13 protein-coding genes and 2 tRNA genes are annotated in these 16,524 nt (G+C 62.1%); 3 read left to right on the forward strand and 12 right to left on the reverse strand.

Translation table 11 applies throughout. From position 1 onward, the window contains the following. Positions 1–37 precede the first annotated feature (37 nt). The 4 genes from WC026_RS01080 to WC026_RS01095 form a co-directional block, all read right to left on the reverse strand. On the reverse strand, positions 38–1,159 hold the full coding sequence (locus tag WC026_RS01080) for a DNA polymerase III subunit delta' (RefSeq protein WP_372708952.1): 1,122 nt from the start codon (positions 1,157–1,159) through the stop codon (positions 38–40). After that, entirely contained in the window at positions 1,159–1,788 is a 630-nt protein-coding gene (gene tmk, locus WC026_RS01085) for a dTMP kinase (RefSeq protein ID WP_372708953.1), read from the reverse strand. The genes WC026_RS01080 and tmk overlap by 1 nt, the downstream gene beginning before the upstream one ends. 129 nt (positions 1,789–1,917) lie before the next feature. Then, positions 1,918–3,108 carry a D-alanyl-D-alanine carboxypeptidase family protein gene (locus tag WC026_RS01090; protein ID WP_372708954.1) on the reverse strand — a complete coding sequence of 397 codons (1,191 nt, stop codon included), beginning with the start codon at positions 3,106–3,108 and terminating at the stop codon, positions 1,918–1,920. A gap of 106 nt (positions 3,109–3,214) precedes the next feature. Further along, positions 3,215–4,354, reverse strand: a complete 1,140-nt coding sequence (locus WC026_RS01095; protein WP_372708955.1) for a septal ring lytic transglycosylase RlpA family protein — start codon at positions 4,352–4,354, stop codon at positions 3,215–3,217. 236 nt (positions 4,355–4,590) lie between these two features. Between WC026_RS01095 and WC026_RS01100 the strand changes: the two genes are divergently transcribed. Beyond that, positions 4,591–4,680 (forward strand) — tRNA-Ser (locus WC026_RS01100). A 246-nt stretch (positions 4,681–4,926) separates the two neighbouring features. Here the strand turns inward: WC026_RS01100 and WC026_RS01105 are convergent. From WC026_RS01105 to WC026_RS01125, 5 genes are all read right to left on the reverse strand, one after another. Next, positions 4,927–5,001: transfer RNA gene (locus WC026_RS01105), tRNA-Glu, on the reverse strand. Positions 5,002–5,123: 122 nt separating this feature from the next. Next, positions 5,124–6,974 (reverse strand): single-stranded-DNA-specific exonuclease RecJ, encoded by a 1,851-nt coding sequence (gene recJ / locus WC026_RS01110; RefSeq protein ID WP_372708956.1) that lies wholly within the window; start codon positions 6,972–6,974, stop codon positions 5,124–5,126. Positions 6,975–7,086: 112 nt separating this feature from the next. Then, entirely contained in the window at positions 7,087–8,088 is a 1,002-nt protein-coding gene (gene glpX, locus WC026_RS01115; protein WP_372708957.1) for a class II fructose-bisphosphatase, read from the reverse strand. Between the two features lie 45 nt (positions 8,089–8,133). Next, the gene (locus WC026_RS01120; RefSeq protein WP_372708958.1) at positions 8,134–9,459 is read right to left on the reverse strand and encodes a homoserine dehydrogenase; all 1,326 of its coding nucleotides are present in this window, start codon (positions 9,457–9,459) and stop codon (positions 8,134–8,136) included. A 9-nt stretch (positions 9,460–9,468) separates the two neighbouring features. Next, on the reverse strand, positions 9,469–10,695 hold the full coding sequence (locus WC026_RS01125) for an LL-diaminopimelate aminotransferase (RefSeq protein WP_372708959.1): 1,227 nt from the start codon (positions 10,693–10,695) through the stop codon (positions 9,469–9,471). Between the two features lie 382 nt (positions 10,696–11,077). Between WC026_RS01125 and WC026_RS01130 the strand changes: the two genes are divergently transcribed. Next, positions 11,078–12,892: a PHA/PHB synthase family protein gene (locus WC026_RS01130; RefSeq protein ID WP_372708960.1), complete on the forward strand. Its 1,815-nt coding sequence runs from the start codon at positions 11,078–11,080 to the stop codon at positions 12,890–12,892. A 70-nt stretch (positions 12,893–12,962) separates the two neighbouring features. On the opposite strand, the gene WC026_RS01135 is transcribed toward WC026_RS01130, so the two are convergent. From WC026_RS01135 to WC026_RS01145, 3 genes are all read right to left on the reverse strand, one after another. Further along, entirely contained in the window at positions 12,963–13,286 is a 324-nt protein-coding gene (locus WC026_RS01135; protein ID WP_372708961.1) for a hypothetical protein, read from the reverse strand. Positions 13,287–13,307: 21 nt separating this feature from the next. Next, on the reverse strand, positions 13,308–14,597 hold the full coding sequence (locus WC026_RS01140; RefSeq protein ID WP_372708962.1) for an O-acetylhomoserine aminocarboxypropyltransferase: 1,290 nt from the start codon (positions 14,595–14,597) through the stop codon (positions 13,308–13,310). A gap of 83 nt (positions 14,598–14,680) precedes the next feature. Further along, positions 14,681–14,887 (reverse strand): hypothetical protein, encoded by a 207-nt coding sequence (locus WC026_RS01145; RefSeq protein WP_372708963.1) that lies wholly within the window; start codon positions 14,885–14,887, stop codon positions 14,681–14,683. A gap of 869 nt (positions 14,888–15,756) precedes the next feature. Between WC026_RS01145 and WC026_RS01150 the strand changes: the two genes are divergently transcribed. Then, a complete protein-coding gene (locus WC026_RS01150) occupies positions 15,757–16,521 on the forward strand; it encodes an arginyltransferase (RefSeq protein ID WP_372708964.1) in 765 nt (254 codons plus the stop codon). Positions 16,522–16,524 lie beyond the last annotated feature (3 nt).

A 16,524-nucleotide genomic window follows, 5' to 3' on the forward strand; every position in this document is an offset into this window, starting at 1 on the left:
TTTCTGATGCGCCCGGACCTGGACGCGCGTCGACTGCTCAGCCGCGGCTCGCCGCCTCCAGACGCGCGAAACTTCCGAGAATGAGCGATTTACGGTCAAGGTTCAGGGCAGACGTATCCGCCTTGTCGCGGGCCGTTGTTTCCCATAGCTCGGCGAATGTGGCAAGGCGGGCGGGCCCGATCAGCCGGCCTGCGAGGGCTATGTCGCGCTCCGGCCCCCTACCCGTCGCCTGAGTTGCGATGAGACGCGCGATGGTCGCCTGATAAAGCTCGAAGAAAAGCTCGAATTTGCGCTCTTGTGCCACTGCCTGGAGATCATCGCCGAGGGCGTGCACGGCCTTGGCGTCGAGTTTCGGCAGGCCATTCAGAATGGCGTCGATCCGGGCCTGCAGCGCCAATCCGCCGCCGCCGAGCAGGGTCAGAATGCGACCGACGCTCCCCTGGGCCAGCGGCAGCAGCGGTTCCCATTCGTGGGCTTCGGGAACGGGCTTGCCGGCGTTCGTCAGGGCCTGCGCCGCGGCGCGCTTTAGGTCAGTTTCCGACAACGGCGACAGCGCCGCGATCCGGCATCGCGAACGTATCGTCGCGAGCAGCCTGCCCGGCGCCGATGTAACGACCAGAAAGATCGTGCGCGGCGGCGGCTCCTCGAGCGACTTCAGGAGCGCGTTGGCGGCGTTTGCATTCATGTCGTCGGCACTGTCGACGATCACGACGCGCCAGCCTTGCGATTCCGCGCTCAAGGCGAGAAACATTTTGAGGCGGCGCACCTCGTCGACGGGGATCGTCTGCGAGAAGCGCTTCGTCTTCGGATCGTATGTGCGGCGGATGACAAGCAAGCCCGGATGCGACATCGCGCGGATCTGCCGGTCGGTCGGAGAATTCGGCTCGATGCTCATGCCCTGCCCGAAAAGATCGCGCTCCTCGGGGCGCGCCAACGCGATCTTTGCGAATTGATAGGCGAGCGTCGCCTTGCCGATGCCTTTCGGTCCGGCGAGCAGCCAGGCGTGATGCATGCGGCCGCCCGCGAGTGCGTCAGTCAGCGTCGCCAGAGCCGCGTCATGTCCGATCAGCGAGCGCGTTTCGCGAGGATGCGGGAAATCGTCGAGACGGTCGGCCTCTGGTAGCGGTTCGGTGTCGGCGATCAATGGCGCGCGCGCCATCAGCGCGCCTCGGCAAGCAGATGCGCCGAAACGGCTTGCCACACCGCCGTCTCGACGCTCGATACGGGCAGGCTCGCGTCGATCAGCACGCAACGCTTCGGCTCACTGGTCGCAATTTCGAGGAAGCCTTTGCGCAAGACTTCGTGCGTTTCGATGCGCTCGGCATCGTAGCGCGAGAGGGTGCCGCGGTTCTGCGCGCGCTCGACGCCTTCGTTCGCAGGGAGATCGAGGATCAGCGTCAGATCGGGGAAATCCGGCGAGACGGTGTAGCGCTCGAGAAGGGAAATCAGCTCGGGCTCGAGACCGTAGCGCTTGCCTTGATAAACGCGTGTCGAATCGATGAAACGGTCGGAAATGACCCATGTCCCGTCATCGAGCGCGGGCCGGATCACGGACGTGACATGCTCGGCGCGCGCCGCGGCGAACAGCAGGACCTCGGTCACCGGATCGGTAGGGCGATCTTTCATGATGAGGTCGCGGACATCCTCGCCGACCGGCGTGCCGCCCGGCTCGCGCGTCACGACGACGGGCACGCCTGAGCGCTCCAGACGTTCGGCCAGACGCTTGGCCTGGGTGGATTTTCCGACCCCCTCGCCGCCTTCGAATGTAATGAATTTTCCGCGCTTCATGGGCCTCGCCTCAATGTCTCGCGCGTACTCTAGAGCCTTTCCGATTTTTGTGAAATCGCGGAAAGACTCCAGCACTTTGTTTTGCCGTGCTTTTACCGGAAAACCAATTCCCACTTTTCCGCAAGCACTCTAGAACGCCAACCGGCGCAACGCCATCAGAACGAGGGAATCGAGACCCTCGCGGACGATACCGCCTTTTTGCACGTCCTCCGTGGCATAGAGCGGCAGCTCGGTGGATGCGCTCGTCGAACTCGACAGTTTGAGCATCGCGACCTGATCGCCCTTTTTCACCGGCGGCTTCAGCGGCGCCTTATAGACGATCTCGGCGGAGATCTTTTGATTGGCCGGGAATTTCGGCACCGTGAACGTGACGTCGGCATTGGCGGCGAGCGGCACGTACCAGACCTTGCCGCCCCAGACGCGCGCCTGACCAATCACCTCACCGGCATCGTAGAGGCGCACGGAGTTGAACGAATTGAAACCCCAGTTCAGAAGCTTGACGGCTTCGTCCTTGCGCTGGTCCGCCTTCTCCAATCCGCTGACGACGACGATCAGGCGCTTTCCGTCCTGCACCGCCGATCCGACGAGACCGAAGCCAGCGGCCGCCGTATGTCCGGTTTTCAATCCGTCGGCTCCGACGTTCTGAAACAGCAGCGGATTGCGATTGATGAAGCGGTGCTTGCGATAGAGAAATTCTTTCTGCCCAAACACCGGATAATACTCCGGATACTCATCGATGATGTAGCGCGCCAGGATCGCGAGATCGCGCGCGCTCATCAATTGCTGCGGATCGGGCAATCCGCTGGCGTTGGTGAATGTCGATTTCGTCAGACCGATGCGCTTCGCTTCCTCATTCATCATGCGGGCGAACGCGGGTATCGAGCCCGCCATGCCTTCGGCGACGCACATGGCGGCATCGTTGCCCGACTGGATGGCGATACCCTGAATGAGTTCGTCGACCGTAACCTTCGTATTGACCGGCACCATCATGGCCGAGGTGCCGGACGGCGCGCCGCCGTTACGCCAGGCATTGACGCTCATCGTGAATTCGTCGGTCTTCTGAATGCGCCCTTCCTTCATCGCGCGGAACAGCACGGCAAGCGTCATCAGCTTGCTCATGCTGGCAGGCGGCGCCGGTTCGTCGGCGCGCTGCTGAAACAGCGTGGAGCCGGTTGCTGCGTCAATGAGAATGGCGCGCGGGGCTTTCGACGCGAAAGCAGCTTCGGCGGCGAACGCCGGGCTTGCAGCGAGACCCGCTGTCATGAAAGAGAGCGCGATGAGCGCCGAAGCAACAAGCCGGGCGCAGCCTTGGGTCAACATGGGTCTGTCAACTCGCTTGGGGCTGCTTCTCGAAGCAGCATTTTGCGACAGGCATCAGTATCCAATCCGATGCCGTCCGGGTCAACGCCAGCGGCACCAACTCACATCAATCCGTGACGATTGCGCTACCAGCAACACCATAGGACGCAATCTGATTCTGTGTCCGGCTCGCGGCATCCGGAGAGAATGGCCCCATACGCACACGATAGACTTGCATTCCATCGGCGGCTTGCACGGGCGCGACTTCAATCGGACCCAACGAACCGAGCTCGCGGCGCAGACGTTCGGCATTCGAACGATCGCGGAACAATCCGACTTGCACGTACGTCCGTGCGGGGGCGAACGGCCGGATCGCGGCGGGCGGCGCGGTCAGCGACATGCGCTGCTGGTCGAAACTCGCCGTTTCAATCGGCTTCTCCGCGTACCGGCGCGGCGCCGGCTGCGAGGCCTTGCTCGTCAGCGATGTCCTGTAGCCCATCGGCGACCATTGCTGGGGCTCGGCGGACAACATCGGCGCATCTCCGTAGGCCGGAGCTGCGTCTCGATAAGCCTGACGCCCGTCCCGATACGCCGAAGGAGACTCGTCACGGTTCGATGCGAGCGCACCCGGCGGGAAAGCGTTTCCGCGCCGCGATTGCTGATCGGCGAGATACTGACGTTCCCGGCTATCATTGCCGTTCAGCGGCGCGCGTCCGGCATACTGCACTCTGACGCGGGCGCGGCCGTGGTTCAGATAGCCAAGCTCCTTCGCCGAGGCCTGGGACAAATCGATGATACGGTCATTCACGTATGGCCCGCGATCGTTGACGCGGACGAGAACGCTTTTGCCATTGTCGAGGTTGGTCACGAGCGCGTAGCTCGGCAGCGGCAGCGTCGGATGCGCCGCCGTCAAGGAGGTGGCGTCAAAGACTTCGCCGTTGGCTGTCTTGCGGCCGTGAAAATCGTCGCCGTACCAGGATGCGACGCCGTTCTCGACGTAATTCGGATTTTCGTGCGGCACGTACCAGCGGCCGGCGACCTTATAGGGCGCGCCAAGCTTGTATGTCCCGCCGCCTTTCGGGACGTAGCGGCTCGCGGTTACGCGCGGGCTCGAGCTGACGCCGTAGTCGTCTTCGGAAAACACCGAGCGCGAAACCCCGCCGACGGTGCGGGCGGGTGGATTGCTCGAACAGGCGGATGCGAGCGCCGCCGCAGTCGTCACCAGCATGGCGCGCGCGGCCAGCCGGCCTGAGAGGCCCCTGCTCATGTACGCATACTCAACTCGAAACGCTACGCCCGCCCAGCGCACCCTCGGCGCCGATGAAAGCACGCGAGGTTGGCCGAAGCTTGCCGGAATGATGACAAATACGGCTTAGGATCAGGTTAAGCCCGCTTGGGACGTCACGGCGCTTGAGGCGGGAAACCGAACCGGCTAGGAGGGACGCTCCGATAACCCGGTACGCGGTGGACCGCGTGCCTGCTACGGCGTTGTATTAGCGCTTTGGAAGGGTGGCCGAGTGGTTTAAGGCACCGGTCTTGAAAACCGGCGTGGGCGCAAGTCCACCGTGGGTTCGAATCCCACCCCTTCCGCCATGGAATCGGTATGACCGAGCTTGGCGACGCTGAACTGACCGAGCAGGGTGTGGTGACTTTATCGGGTCACAAGACACCGCAAGCGTGCCGCCTCTATGCAAACGTACCGAGAAACAGCACATCACCGCCGGAAGGAAGCGCCGTGGGTGGGTCGATGCAAACGAAGCGGGAGCAGATGTCAGAATAAAGCGCCAAACGCACCGTCGGAATGGGCGGAAGCGTTAGCGCCAAGTAATTGAAAAGACTTGGCGCTCCCTACGGGAGTCGAACCCGTCTTTTCAGATTGAAAATCTGACGTCCTAACCGATAGACGAAGGGAGCGTGGCCACCGCCTGGAAAGGCAACCCTATAATCGGCTTCGGGCGTCCTTGGCAAGCGTGGCCCATCGGCACGCTGCTGCGACAGGATGGCGTTCGGCCGGCCTCAAAAATCAGGCCTCAAAATTACGATTGGCGCCGCGGGTCGGCCGCATCTTCGATCTGGAGCTCAACCCGGTCACGCCCGCCCCAAGTATCGCGCCTGAGATGCCCCGCAACGTGCAGCGGCATGCCCCCGGTGGACATTAACAAGTCGCCCAGCGGCTGCCCAGCGGCACGGAACGCGATGGCGTCGAGACGCGCCCCGTCGCCGCCCTCGATCAGCACCCGCGCATGCGCATCCCCGACGACCTTCGCGAATTTCACCCGATGCGCCGGCAGCACGAAACGCGCCTCAGGATTTCCCTGCCCGAATGGGCTGACACGCTCCATGAGGTCCATCAGCTCGACGGTTGCGCCCGACGCAACGAGCGCCGCATCGATATCGAGACCGGCTGCCTCGTTCGCCGTCACCGTTGCGGCTTTGATCTGCGTCTGAAAATGCGCTTCAAGCGCCGCAAGATTGTGCCGCCCGACGGTCAACCCAGCGGCCATCGCGTGACCGCCACCCTTGACGAGCAGACCGGCCGCCACAGCCGCGCGCACGGCTGCGCCGAGGTCGACACCCGGTATCGAACGGAGCGAACCCGTTCCCTCGTTCGGCCGCGAGGCTTCGGCTTCCCAGGCGATGACGCACGCCGGCCTGCGGAAGCGTTCCACCAGCCGGCTCGCGACCAGTCCGACGATGCCCTTATGCCAAGTCTCCGACGCGACGATGATCATTGAGCGTGACGGATCGTCGGCCATCTGCTGGTCGGCGATGGCGAGCGCTTCCTCGAGCATGATCGCCTCGACGTCCCTGCGCTCCTTGTTGAGACGATTGAGAAGCTCGGCGATCTTCTGCGCCTCGATCGCGTCGCCCGTCGAAAGCAACGTCGCGCCGAGCGCCGCATTGCCGATGCGCCCGCCGGCATTGATGCGCGGCCCGAGAATGAATCCGAGATGATAGGGCGTCGGCGGCGCCGTCAGCCCCGCGACATCGGCCAGCGCCGTCAGCCCGACGTTCTCGCGGGCGCGCATCACGGTGAGACCTTTTTTGACATAGGCGCGGTTGAGGCCGATCAGCGGAACGACGTCGGCGACGGTCGCGAGCGCCACGAGGTCGAGCAGCGACAGCAGGTCGGGTTCACGCGTGCCTGCGTAGAAACCGCGCCGCCGAAGTTCGCGTGTCACGGCGACGAGAACGAGAAATACGACGCCGGCAGCGCACAGCATCCCCTGCCCCGAAATGTCGTCCTGCCGGTTCGGATTGACGACCGCTTCGACGTCGGGAAGCCGCTCATCGGCCTGATGGTGATCGACGACAAGAACGTCCGCGCCAAGCTTACGCGCCGCCGCCAACGGCTCGAAGCTCGTCGTGCCGCAGTCGACCGTGACGATCAGTTTCGCGCCTTCGTTGACGAGCGTCTCGATGGCGCCGACGTTCGGCCCATAGCCTTCAAACAGGCGATCCGGAATGTAGATGCGCGACGGCACGTCGTGGTGAGAAAGAAAGCGATGCAGAAGCGCCGACGAACACGCGCCGTCGACGTCATAATCGCCGAAGATCGCAACGCGCTGCTTCGCTTCAATCGCATCGGCGAGGCGGGACGCGGCTTTGTCCATGTCGCGCAGCACGCTCGGATCGGGCATCAGCGATTTCAGCGTCGGATCGAGGAAGCCGGGCACCGCGTCCAATCCGATGCCACGCGCCGCGAGGATGCGCCCCATCATCTCGGGCAAGCCGTGATGCTGCCCGATCGCCGTCGCCAGCGACTTCAACTCGGGCCGCAGCCGTTCACGCCAATGGAAGCCGCGCGCGCTCGAACGAACGCCGAGAAATACGCCGCCATCGCCCTGGCTCTCGAATGCCGCCTTCGCCAAACCTGTTGAGCGCACCGGAAGCCCCCTCTGCGTCGTGCGGCCAAGTTGTATGTCGATTCGCGCGCGCACGCTGCCGTGAGCGACGATCGCCCACAGCACAAACGCGACGGAAACGGCCTGTTACAGACTAAATGAAGCGGGCCCCGACGTTGCGCAGCGTCGACCTGATCCGCCGGACCGTTCCGGTCTTGGAGCGCATGACGACGGTCTCCGTTTCGGCGAAATCGCCACGGATGCGCACGCCCTTGAGCAGCGAGCCATCGGTGACGCCGGTCGCCGAGAACACGACGTCGGCCGACGCCATGTCCTGCAGCCGAAACACACGGTTGATGTCGCTGATGCCCATCTTCTCGGCGCGAATGCGCTCTTCGTCCTTCATCGGCATCAGGCGGCCTTGGATCTGTCCGCCGATGCAGCGCAGCGCCGCCGCCGCGAGCACGCCCTCAGGCGCGCCGCCCGAACCCATGTAGATATCGATGCCGGTTTCCTTGGGGTCCGTCGTCCAGATGACGCCCGCGATATCGCCGTCGGGAATGAGCTGCACGCCGGCGCCCACCTCACGCACAGCCCGGATCAGCTCCGCATGGCGGGGGCGATCGAGAATGCAGGCCATGATCTCATTGATCGGCACGCCTTTCGCCTTGGCGAGAGCGCGAAGATTGTCAGCAGGCGTCGCATCGAGATCGACGACGTCGTCGGGATACCCCGGTCCGACGGCGATCTTGTTCATGTACATATCCGGCGCATGCAGCAAGCCGCCGCGCTCGGCGATGGCGAGCACCGCTAGCGCGTTGGGCATCGCCTTGGCGCAGATCGTGGTGCCTTCGAGAGGATCGACGGCGATATCGACTTCCGGCCCTTCGCCCGTGCCAACCTTCTCGCCGATGTAGAGCATCGGCGCTTCGTCCATCTCGCCTTCGCCGATGACGACGGTGCCCTGGATTTCGACGCGGCCCAGCTCCCGGCGCATCGCGTCGACAGCCGCCTTGTCGGCGGCCTTTTCGTTGCCGCGTCCGCGAAGCTGCGCCGCGGCGATCGCCGCCGCTTCCGTCACGCGCGCGAGTTCCAGAACGAGAATGCGCTCCAATCCCGGACCGTGCACTCCGTTCGATTGCTCCGTCTTGCTCATGTCTTCATCCTTCCGGACCATTGCGTTGGCCAAATGCTTCGAATTCTACAGCTCTTCAATGCGGATCATCTGCGGGGGCTCGGTGACGTTGCCATCCTTCTCGATCGCCGCCAGAGCCTTGCGCATCGCTTCCTCGGTCGTCTCGTGCGTGATGATGATGACCGGTTGCGCCTTGTCCTTCGTTCGCTGCGGAGCCGTGCGCGGCGCATGAAGCGTCTGCGGCCGATGCTGCACGATGCTTTCGAGCGAGATCGCCTGGTCGCTCATGCTTTTGGCGACCGCGGCCATGGCGCCCGGCTTATCGTAGAGCGCCAGGCGGACATAATAGGAGCCGTAATGCTGGTCGAGCTTGGCGCGCTTGTGCGGCTTGAGCTTTGCGACCGGCGTAACGAACGGCGGCACGATCAGACCGCGCGCAATGTCGAGAATATCGCCCGCAACGGCGGACGCCGTCGGCTTGGCTCCAGCGCCCGCGCCGACCAGCAGGATGCTGCCTGAGAAATCGCCCTCGATGGCAATGGCGTTGGTGACGCCGGAAACCTCCGCGATCGCCGAATCCTTGAGAACGAGAGCTGGTGACACCCGTGCCTCGATGCCCGTCTCCGCTTCAGTTGCAACGCCGAGCAGCTTGATGCGATAGCCCAGGCTGTCGGCCGCTTCGATGTCGGCTTCCGTGATCGTCTGAATGCCCTCGACGTGGATCTGATCGAAGGCGACCTTCGTACCGAATGCGAGGCTCGTCAGCAGCGCGAGCTTGTGCGCGGTATCGAAGCCGCCGATATCGAACGTCGGATCGGCCTCGGCATATCCGAGCGCCTGCGCTTCCTTCAGAACGTCGGCGAATGGCCGCTTGTCGTTCTGCATCTGCGTCAGGATGTAGTTACACGTTCCGTTCAGGATGCCGTAGACGCGGCGCACGCGGTTCGCGCCCAGCGCTTCGCGCAGCGTCTTGATGATCGGAATACCGCCCGCGACCGCTGCTTCGAAATTCAAGGCAACGCCGTTTTTCTCAGCCAGCTTGGCGAGTGCAATACCGTGCTTGGCCAAGAGCGCCTTGTTGGCCGTCACGACATGCTTCTTGGCCTGCAGCGCCGCTTCGACAGCCGCCTTCGCGACGCCATCCTCGCCACCGATCAATTCGATGAACACGTCGTTCGACGGATCCTTGGCAAGCGCCACCGGATCGTCGAACCACTGGAAGCCGTCGATCGCGATGTTCCGAACCTTGTCGCGGCTGCGCGCCGAGATGCCGGTGACGCGGATTTCGCGCCCGACGATGTTCGCGAAATGCGCACCGTTCGCCGTCAGAAGCTCCAGAAGGCCGCCACCGACCGTGCCAACACCGGCTATACCGAGTTTAAGGGTTTCCATTTTCGCTGACTATCGTGATGCGGATTTCTGGGAAGGAGCGGAACGCTGGTCGCTGTGGGCCGTATCGGAGAAAAGCTTCTTGATCGATCGCGCGGCTTGTCGAATGCGTTGTTCATTTTCGACGAGCGCGATGCGGATGAAGCCTTCGCCATATTCGCCGAAACCGACGCCCGGCGAAACCGCGACATCGGCCTCCTCAATCAGCAGCTTCGAGAATTCGACCGAGCCCAGATGCCGGTATTTCTCCGGAACCGGAGCCCACGCGAACATCGTCGCCGGAGGGGCGGGAACATGAAACCCGGCGCGATCGAAGCTTTCGACCAGCGCGTCGCGCCTGCTCTTATACAGGGCGCGGATTTCGTCGACGCAATCCTGCGGACCGTTTAGCGCCGCCGTCGCCGCCACCTGGATCGGCGTGAACGCGCCGTAATCGAGATAGGATTTAACGCGCGCCAACGCGCCGATCAGCCGCTCGTTGCCGACGGCGAAGCCCATGCGCCAGCCCGGCATGTTGTAGGTCTTCGAGAGCGACGTGAACTCGACCGACACGTCCTTGGCGCCCGGAACCTGCAGGATCGAAGGCGGCGGCACGCCGTCATAATAGAGTTCGGCATAGGCGATGTCGGACAGAATGATGATGTCGTGCTTCTTCGCCAGCGCCACCGCATCCTTGTAGAATTCGAGATCGGCGACCATTGCCGTCGGATTGGACGGAAATGAAATGACGACCGCCAGCGGCTTCGGGATCGAATGCTTCACCGCGTGGTCGATGGCGCGCAGGAAATCCTCGCCGTTGTTCGCCGGAAGATGACGGATCGAGGCGCCGGCGATGATGAAGCCGAACGCGTGGATTGGATAGGTGGGGTTCGGGACGAGCACGACGTCGCCAGGCGCTGCGATCGCCTGCGCGATATTCGCGAATCCCTCTTTCGAGCCGAGCGTCGCCACGATCTCGGTTTCCGGATCGAGCTTCACGCCGAAGCGGCGCTCGTAATAGGCGGCCTGAGCCTTGCGCAAGCCGGGGATGCCCTTCGACGCCGAGTACCGGTGCGTGCGCGGCTTGTTGATCGTCTCGATCAGCTTGTCGACGATGTGCTGCGGCGTCGGCATGTCGGGATTGCCCATGCCGAGATCGACGATGTCGGCCCCGCGCGCACGCGCAGCGGCTTTCAAGCGGTTCACTTCCGCGAAAACGTATGGCGGCAGGCGCTTGATGCGGTGAAAATCTTCGCTCAACAGTCTTTGTCCTCGGCGCGCCGCACGTCATCGGCGTCACTTATTTCACGTTGCACTGGGGATGAAACCCGGATCGGTTAACGATGGCTGTGAACCGACCGACGCCCTGTTTACGCTCGCGCGCCATGCTCCGTCCAGTGCTGCGGCGCGATGGACAGGGAAACGGCGCGGAAGTCATGAGATCAGCACCTTTGCAATGCACAAACGGCGTGACCGTGTTTGCTTTTTGGCGGTCGCCACCTACTTAGAGGCAATGCTGGGTATCCGTGATTCGACTTGATCGGTCTCCATCCGAGGGGCACTCTGCCAAAGGTAAAATGGCTGCGGCCGACGGCCGGTTAGACTGTCGGCGCCCCATATTGGAAAGTTTTTAAACGCCGCCATGCCCCAAGACAGCTTCAAGCCCGAAATCCCTTCGTTCCTGTCGCGTTACCTCATCGCTAACCCCGAAGAGTTCGCGACGAACCTTCTTCGCGCTTACGAGCGAGGCAGCGTTGCGCTGGCGCAATTCGCCGAACGCCCCGACGCCAAGGCTGGCCCCTATACGCCTGCGAGCGAGTTCTCCGCCGCAACCGAGACGCTGACGTCGCTTGTGCGGACCTGGTTTTCCGATCCGGTCAAGTTGTCCGAAGCGCAAGCGCTGTTCTTCGGCCAGTTCGCCAATCTCTGGAATAACGTCCTGGCGCGCACCATGGGCATGCCGATCCCTCCGCTGATCGAGCCGGCGCCGGGCGACAATCGTTTCAAGGATGCCGAGTGGAGCGAGAACCCGTTCTTCGATTTTTGCAAACAGGCGTATCTCCTGGCGTGCAAATGGGCGGAGGATCAGTTGGCGTCGACGCCGGGCCTCGATGAACGGGCTCGCCACCGCGCCGAATTCTACCTGCGTCAATTGACGAGCGCCTATTCGCCGACGAACTTTCTCGCGACCAACCCGGAAGTTCTGCGCGAGACCATCCAGAGCAACGGTCGCAATCTCCTCGAAGGCGCCACTCTGCTCGCCAAGGACTTGGGATCGTCCGGCGACCTGATGAAAATCAGCCAGACGGATGCCAACGCTTTCGAACTCGGCCGTAACCTCGCGACGACGCCCGGCAAAGTCGTCTTCCAGAATGAGTTGCTGCAGCTCATCCAATATGTGCCCGCAACGGATAAGGTGCGTGAGCGTCCGGTTTTGATGATCCCACCGTGGATCAACAAATATTATATTCTCGATCTCACGAGCCAGAAAAGCTTCGTCAAATACGTCGTCGATCAGGGCTTCACCGTTTTCGTCGTGTCGTGGGTCAATCCTGACGAAAAGCTCGCCGACAAGACGTTCGAGGACTACATTCTCGAAGGCATCCTGGAAGCCGTGCGCGCCGTCCGCAAGGAATCCGGGATCGAGAAAATCAACGTCCTCGGCTATTGCGTCGGGGGCACCGCGCTCGCGACCGGGCTTGCCTATCTCGCACAGCGCGGCGAAGAGCCGTTCAAATGCTGCACGCTGCTGACGACCCAGGTCGATTTCACGCTCGCCGGCGATCTCCTGCTCTTCACCGACGACAATCAGCTCGACAGCCTCGACGCCCTGATGACCGAAAAGGGTTTTCTCGACGGCTCGCGCATGGCCAACGTCTTCAACATGATGCGGCCGCGCGACCTCATCTGGCCCTACGTGATCAACAATTACATGCTGGGCAAAAAGCCGTTCCCGTTCGATCTCCTGTTCTGGAACCAGGATTCGACGCGCATGGCGGCCGCCAATCACAAGTTCTACCTGCGCGAGTTCTATAACGAAAACCGTCTTGCCAAAGGCGAGATGGACGTCGGCGGCATCAAGCTCGACCTCGGCAAGATCAAGCTTCCGATCTTCTCCGTCGCGACGCGTGAGGATCACATCGCTCCCGCCGCATCGGTCTTTCGCGGCATGCAGATGCTTGGCGGACCGGTCGAGTTCGTGCTCGCTGGATCGGGCCACATCGCGGGCGTCATCAATCCCCCGGGCAAGGCGAAATACCAGTATTGGACGAAGGGCACGAAGATGACGAACCTCGCCGACTGGCAGGCATCGGCATCGACGACGCCAGGCTCCTGGTGGCCGTACTGGATCGAATGGCTTTCGCAGCAGTCTGGAGGCTGGATCGAGGCGCGAACACCCGGCGCCAAGCTCGGCGTCATTGAGGATGCGCCGGGCTCCTACGTCAAGGCGAGCTGAGAGAAAGCATGCTCATCGAACTGCGCGCGCTTTGCGGCCGCCTCCCCGTGGGGGAGCCGCAAAGCGCATTTTATGAAGCCAGCTCGAATTCGCCCTCGTAATCGACAGGCCAGAGAACCGTGAAGTCCTCGCCGTCGAGCGCGCGGAATGCGACGGCATTGATGTCGAGTTCGTCGGACGCACCCTCGACGATCGGCTCGATCTTTTCCCAAACCTTCGTCGCGTTCTTTGCGAGCAGAATGAGATTGATCACGCCGTCGCCCGGCTCATGTCCGTCGACCTCGGCCGTCGTTGAACCGTCGAGAGCGTCGATCAGGCGATCCTCGAGGTCAATCACCTTGTCGAGGGTGTCCTCGTCGTCGCCCTGGAATTGCAAAACAAGCTGGTAGTTCATGGCCCCTTCCTGGCGGTGTTTCTAAATCGCGGCAAGCGCCTGGTCGAGATCGGCGATGATATCGTCGACATCTTCAATCCCGAGTGACAGGCGGACAACATCCGGGCCGGCGCCCGCGGCCTCGCGCTGATCGTCGCGAAGCTGCCGGTGCGTGGTCGACGCGGGATGAATGACGAGACTGCGGGTATCCCCGATGTTGGCAAGGAAACTGAAAAGCTTCAAGGCCGATACCAGCCTCACACCCGCTTCATAACCACCCTTGAGGCCAAACGTGAAGACGGAACCGGCGCCTTTTGGACAAATCTTTTGGTGGCGAGCGAAGCTGGAATTATTGCGCAGCCCGGCATAGTTCACCCAACCGACCGCCGGATGCTTTTCCAGCCACTCGGCGACGAGGAGCGCGTTGTCGACTTGACGTTGAATCCTGAGCGGCAGCGTCTCGACGCCGGTCAAAATGAGAAACGCGTTGAAGGGCGAGATCGCGGGGCCGAGGTCACGCAGGCCGAGCACGCGCGCCGCGATCGCAAACGCCATCGGGCCAAACGCCTCCGCCAGCTTCATGCCGTTGTAGGACGGATTGGGATCGACCAGCGATTTGTACCTGTGCGGGCTTTTAAGCCAGTCGAACGTGCCGCAATCGACGATCACGCCGCCAACCGAGTTGCCGTGGCCGCCGATAAACTTCGTCAGGCTGTGCACGACGATGTCGGCGCCAAACTCTTTCGGCCGGCAGAGATAGGGTGTCGCCAGCGTATTATCGACGATGAAAGGAATGCCCGCGCGCTTGGCGACGGCGGCGATGCCCGGCAGATCGCTGATGATGCCGCCTGGATTGGCGATGCTTTCGCAGAAAATGGCGCGCGTCTTCGGAGTGATCGCGCGCTCGAAGCTCGATGCGTCCGTGGCGTCCGCCCAGACGACATTCCAATCGAATTTCTTATACGAATGGTTGAACTGATTGATCGAGCCGCCATAGAGCTGGCGCGCGGCGATGAATTCATCTCCCGGTTCAAGCAGCGTGTGAAGCGCAAGGAACTGCGCCGCATGCCCTGACGCGACAGCCAGCGCCGCTGTTCCACCTTCGAGAGCCGCGATCCGCGCTTCAAGAACCGCCTGCGTCGGATTGTTGATGCGGGTGTAGATATTTCCGAACGCTTCGAGATTGAACAGCGCCGCCGCATGATCCGGATCCTTGAAAACGAAGGACGTCGTTTGATAGATCGGCGTCACACGCGCCCCGGTTACGGGATCTGGGCTCGCGCCCGCGTGCACGGCTTGGGTCGCGAACTTGGGCGTGGGCGACTGGGTCATGAGTATCTCCTGAACGGCGATTTCGCGCCGCCAGGGAGCGCAGGGTTGGCCGGCCTGTCAACCAGCCAAACTGCAAAAGCTTGTCAAAGCTTGGCGAACTGCCCCGCGATGCCGCAGCGCCATTTCTGGATGACCCAGTTCGGATGCTCGCCAATCCATTTCGCTATTTCGATTTGGCCGTTCATGGCGCACTGTTGCGCCGTGACCCTTTCGCCCTCGAAATTGAGCGTAACGTCCCTGCAGCGGGACGGCTGGTCGATCATGCAGACAGCGACGACGAGTTCGATCATGAAACCTCCAGGTCTAGTCTGACGATCACTCGTGGGAGTGATCCGGCTTGCCTTGAGCGGTTCCTCGATGCCTGTTTGTTATCGTCGAGATTATTTCCCGAGTATGTGAGATATTTTGCTCTGCACAAGAACGCCCCTGTCGCAGCCGAACACTAAATGACGTTCATATCTTTTTGCGAACACGAGTGTGGCCCATTAGGCCCGAAAAATCGCCGTAAAAGTATCCCATTGGGCACAGTACAGCCTCGCGCAATGTGCGTTCGCGCAAAATCAGTCGTCGAAATACAACAAACGATTCGGTTTTGTTCGCGTTCGAGCGAGAGCCTGCTTGTGCAGGGGTAGGGTTAAGAGCGAGAAGTGGGCGCGAGTCCCGAGACAGACATAAGGGCGGCAGATGACGACTTACGGAGCCTCTTCGGCTCAAAGTGCGGCGTGGGACAGTAAAACGAAGTCCGGGGCTCCAACGGTCGGATGGTTTTTACGAAGATCGGCTCTTTGGGCCGCGATCGTCGTTGCCGGCATCATCTCGGCGTGCGCCCTCTACGCGATCGTAGCCAACGCCGAGTCGACCAGCTCCAAGCCGCCCGCGAATGCAACGCAGGCCTCCCCGCTCGGGGTTTGAGGCAAGCTCGCCTGTATGCACGATATCTGACAGGCACGCGCTGGCCTGCAAAGACCTTCCTGTTGTAGTAGAAATATTTGGCGTCCACTTGTTTGCATCGCATTTTGCACCGCAATGCGCTTGCGCGGCAGTGTTATTTTGCCTCCTATTCACTGATCGTATCGGCTGATCACGGCCGGTGCCTTGATCCTGACCAGGGCCTCCCTTTATCATCGGGGAAGGATTGTGCCCCGAGGGACGCGTCGGAATGACGGAGCAGCAAAAGAAATTTCCAGAGTTCTACGTCACCGCTCCGCAGCCCTGTCCGTATTTACCCGGCCGGCTTGAACGCAAGCTGTTCACCCATCTGACGCACGACAAGCCGCCCGAGCTCATCGACCGTCTGCTGACCACCGGATTTCGCCGCAGCCAGAACATTGCCTACGTTCCCTACTGCGAGGGCTGCCAAGCCTGCGTATCGGTGCGTGTCGTGGTCGATGATTTCAAGACCGATCGATCGATGCGCCGGAGCTGGTCGCGAAATTCCCGGCTTGCGGCGCGCCGGACGGCGTCGATCCCGACGCAGGAGCAGTTCAAGCTCTTCCGTGCCTACATCGATGCGCGCCATAGCGACGGCGGCATGGCCGACATGACCATGCTCGACTATCGCATGATGGTCGAGGACACGGTCATCGATACCTTCCTGACCGAATATCGCCAGAGGCCCGAGGGCGCACCCGACGCCGAGTTCGACGCCTGGCCGCTCAAGGCCGTGGCGCTCTGTGACCGGCTGAGCGACGGCATCTCGATGGTCTACAGCTTTTATGATCCCGATGCCGTTGGCTCCGGTCTCGGCACCTACATGATCCTCGAGCACATCGCCTTCGCGCGGCGCATCGGCTTGCCGCACGTCTATCTCGGATATTGGATTGAGGGCTCGAAGAAGATGGCGTATAAGACGCGCTTCCAGCCCCAGGAGCGCCTCGGACCCGACCGCTGGGAGCGTGTCGCCGACGATAGCTCGGATTTCTAAGCC

This window comes from Hyphomicrobium sp. (assembly GCF_041674905.1).
Lineage (GTDB): Bacteria > Pseudomonadota > Alphaproteobacteria > Rhizobiales > Hyphomicrobiaceae > Hyphomicrobium_B.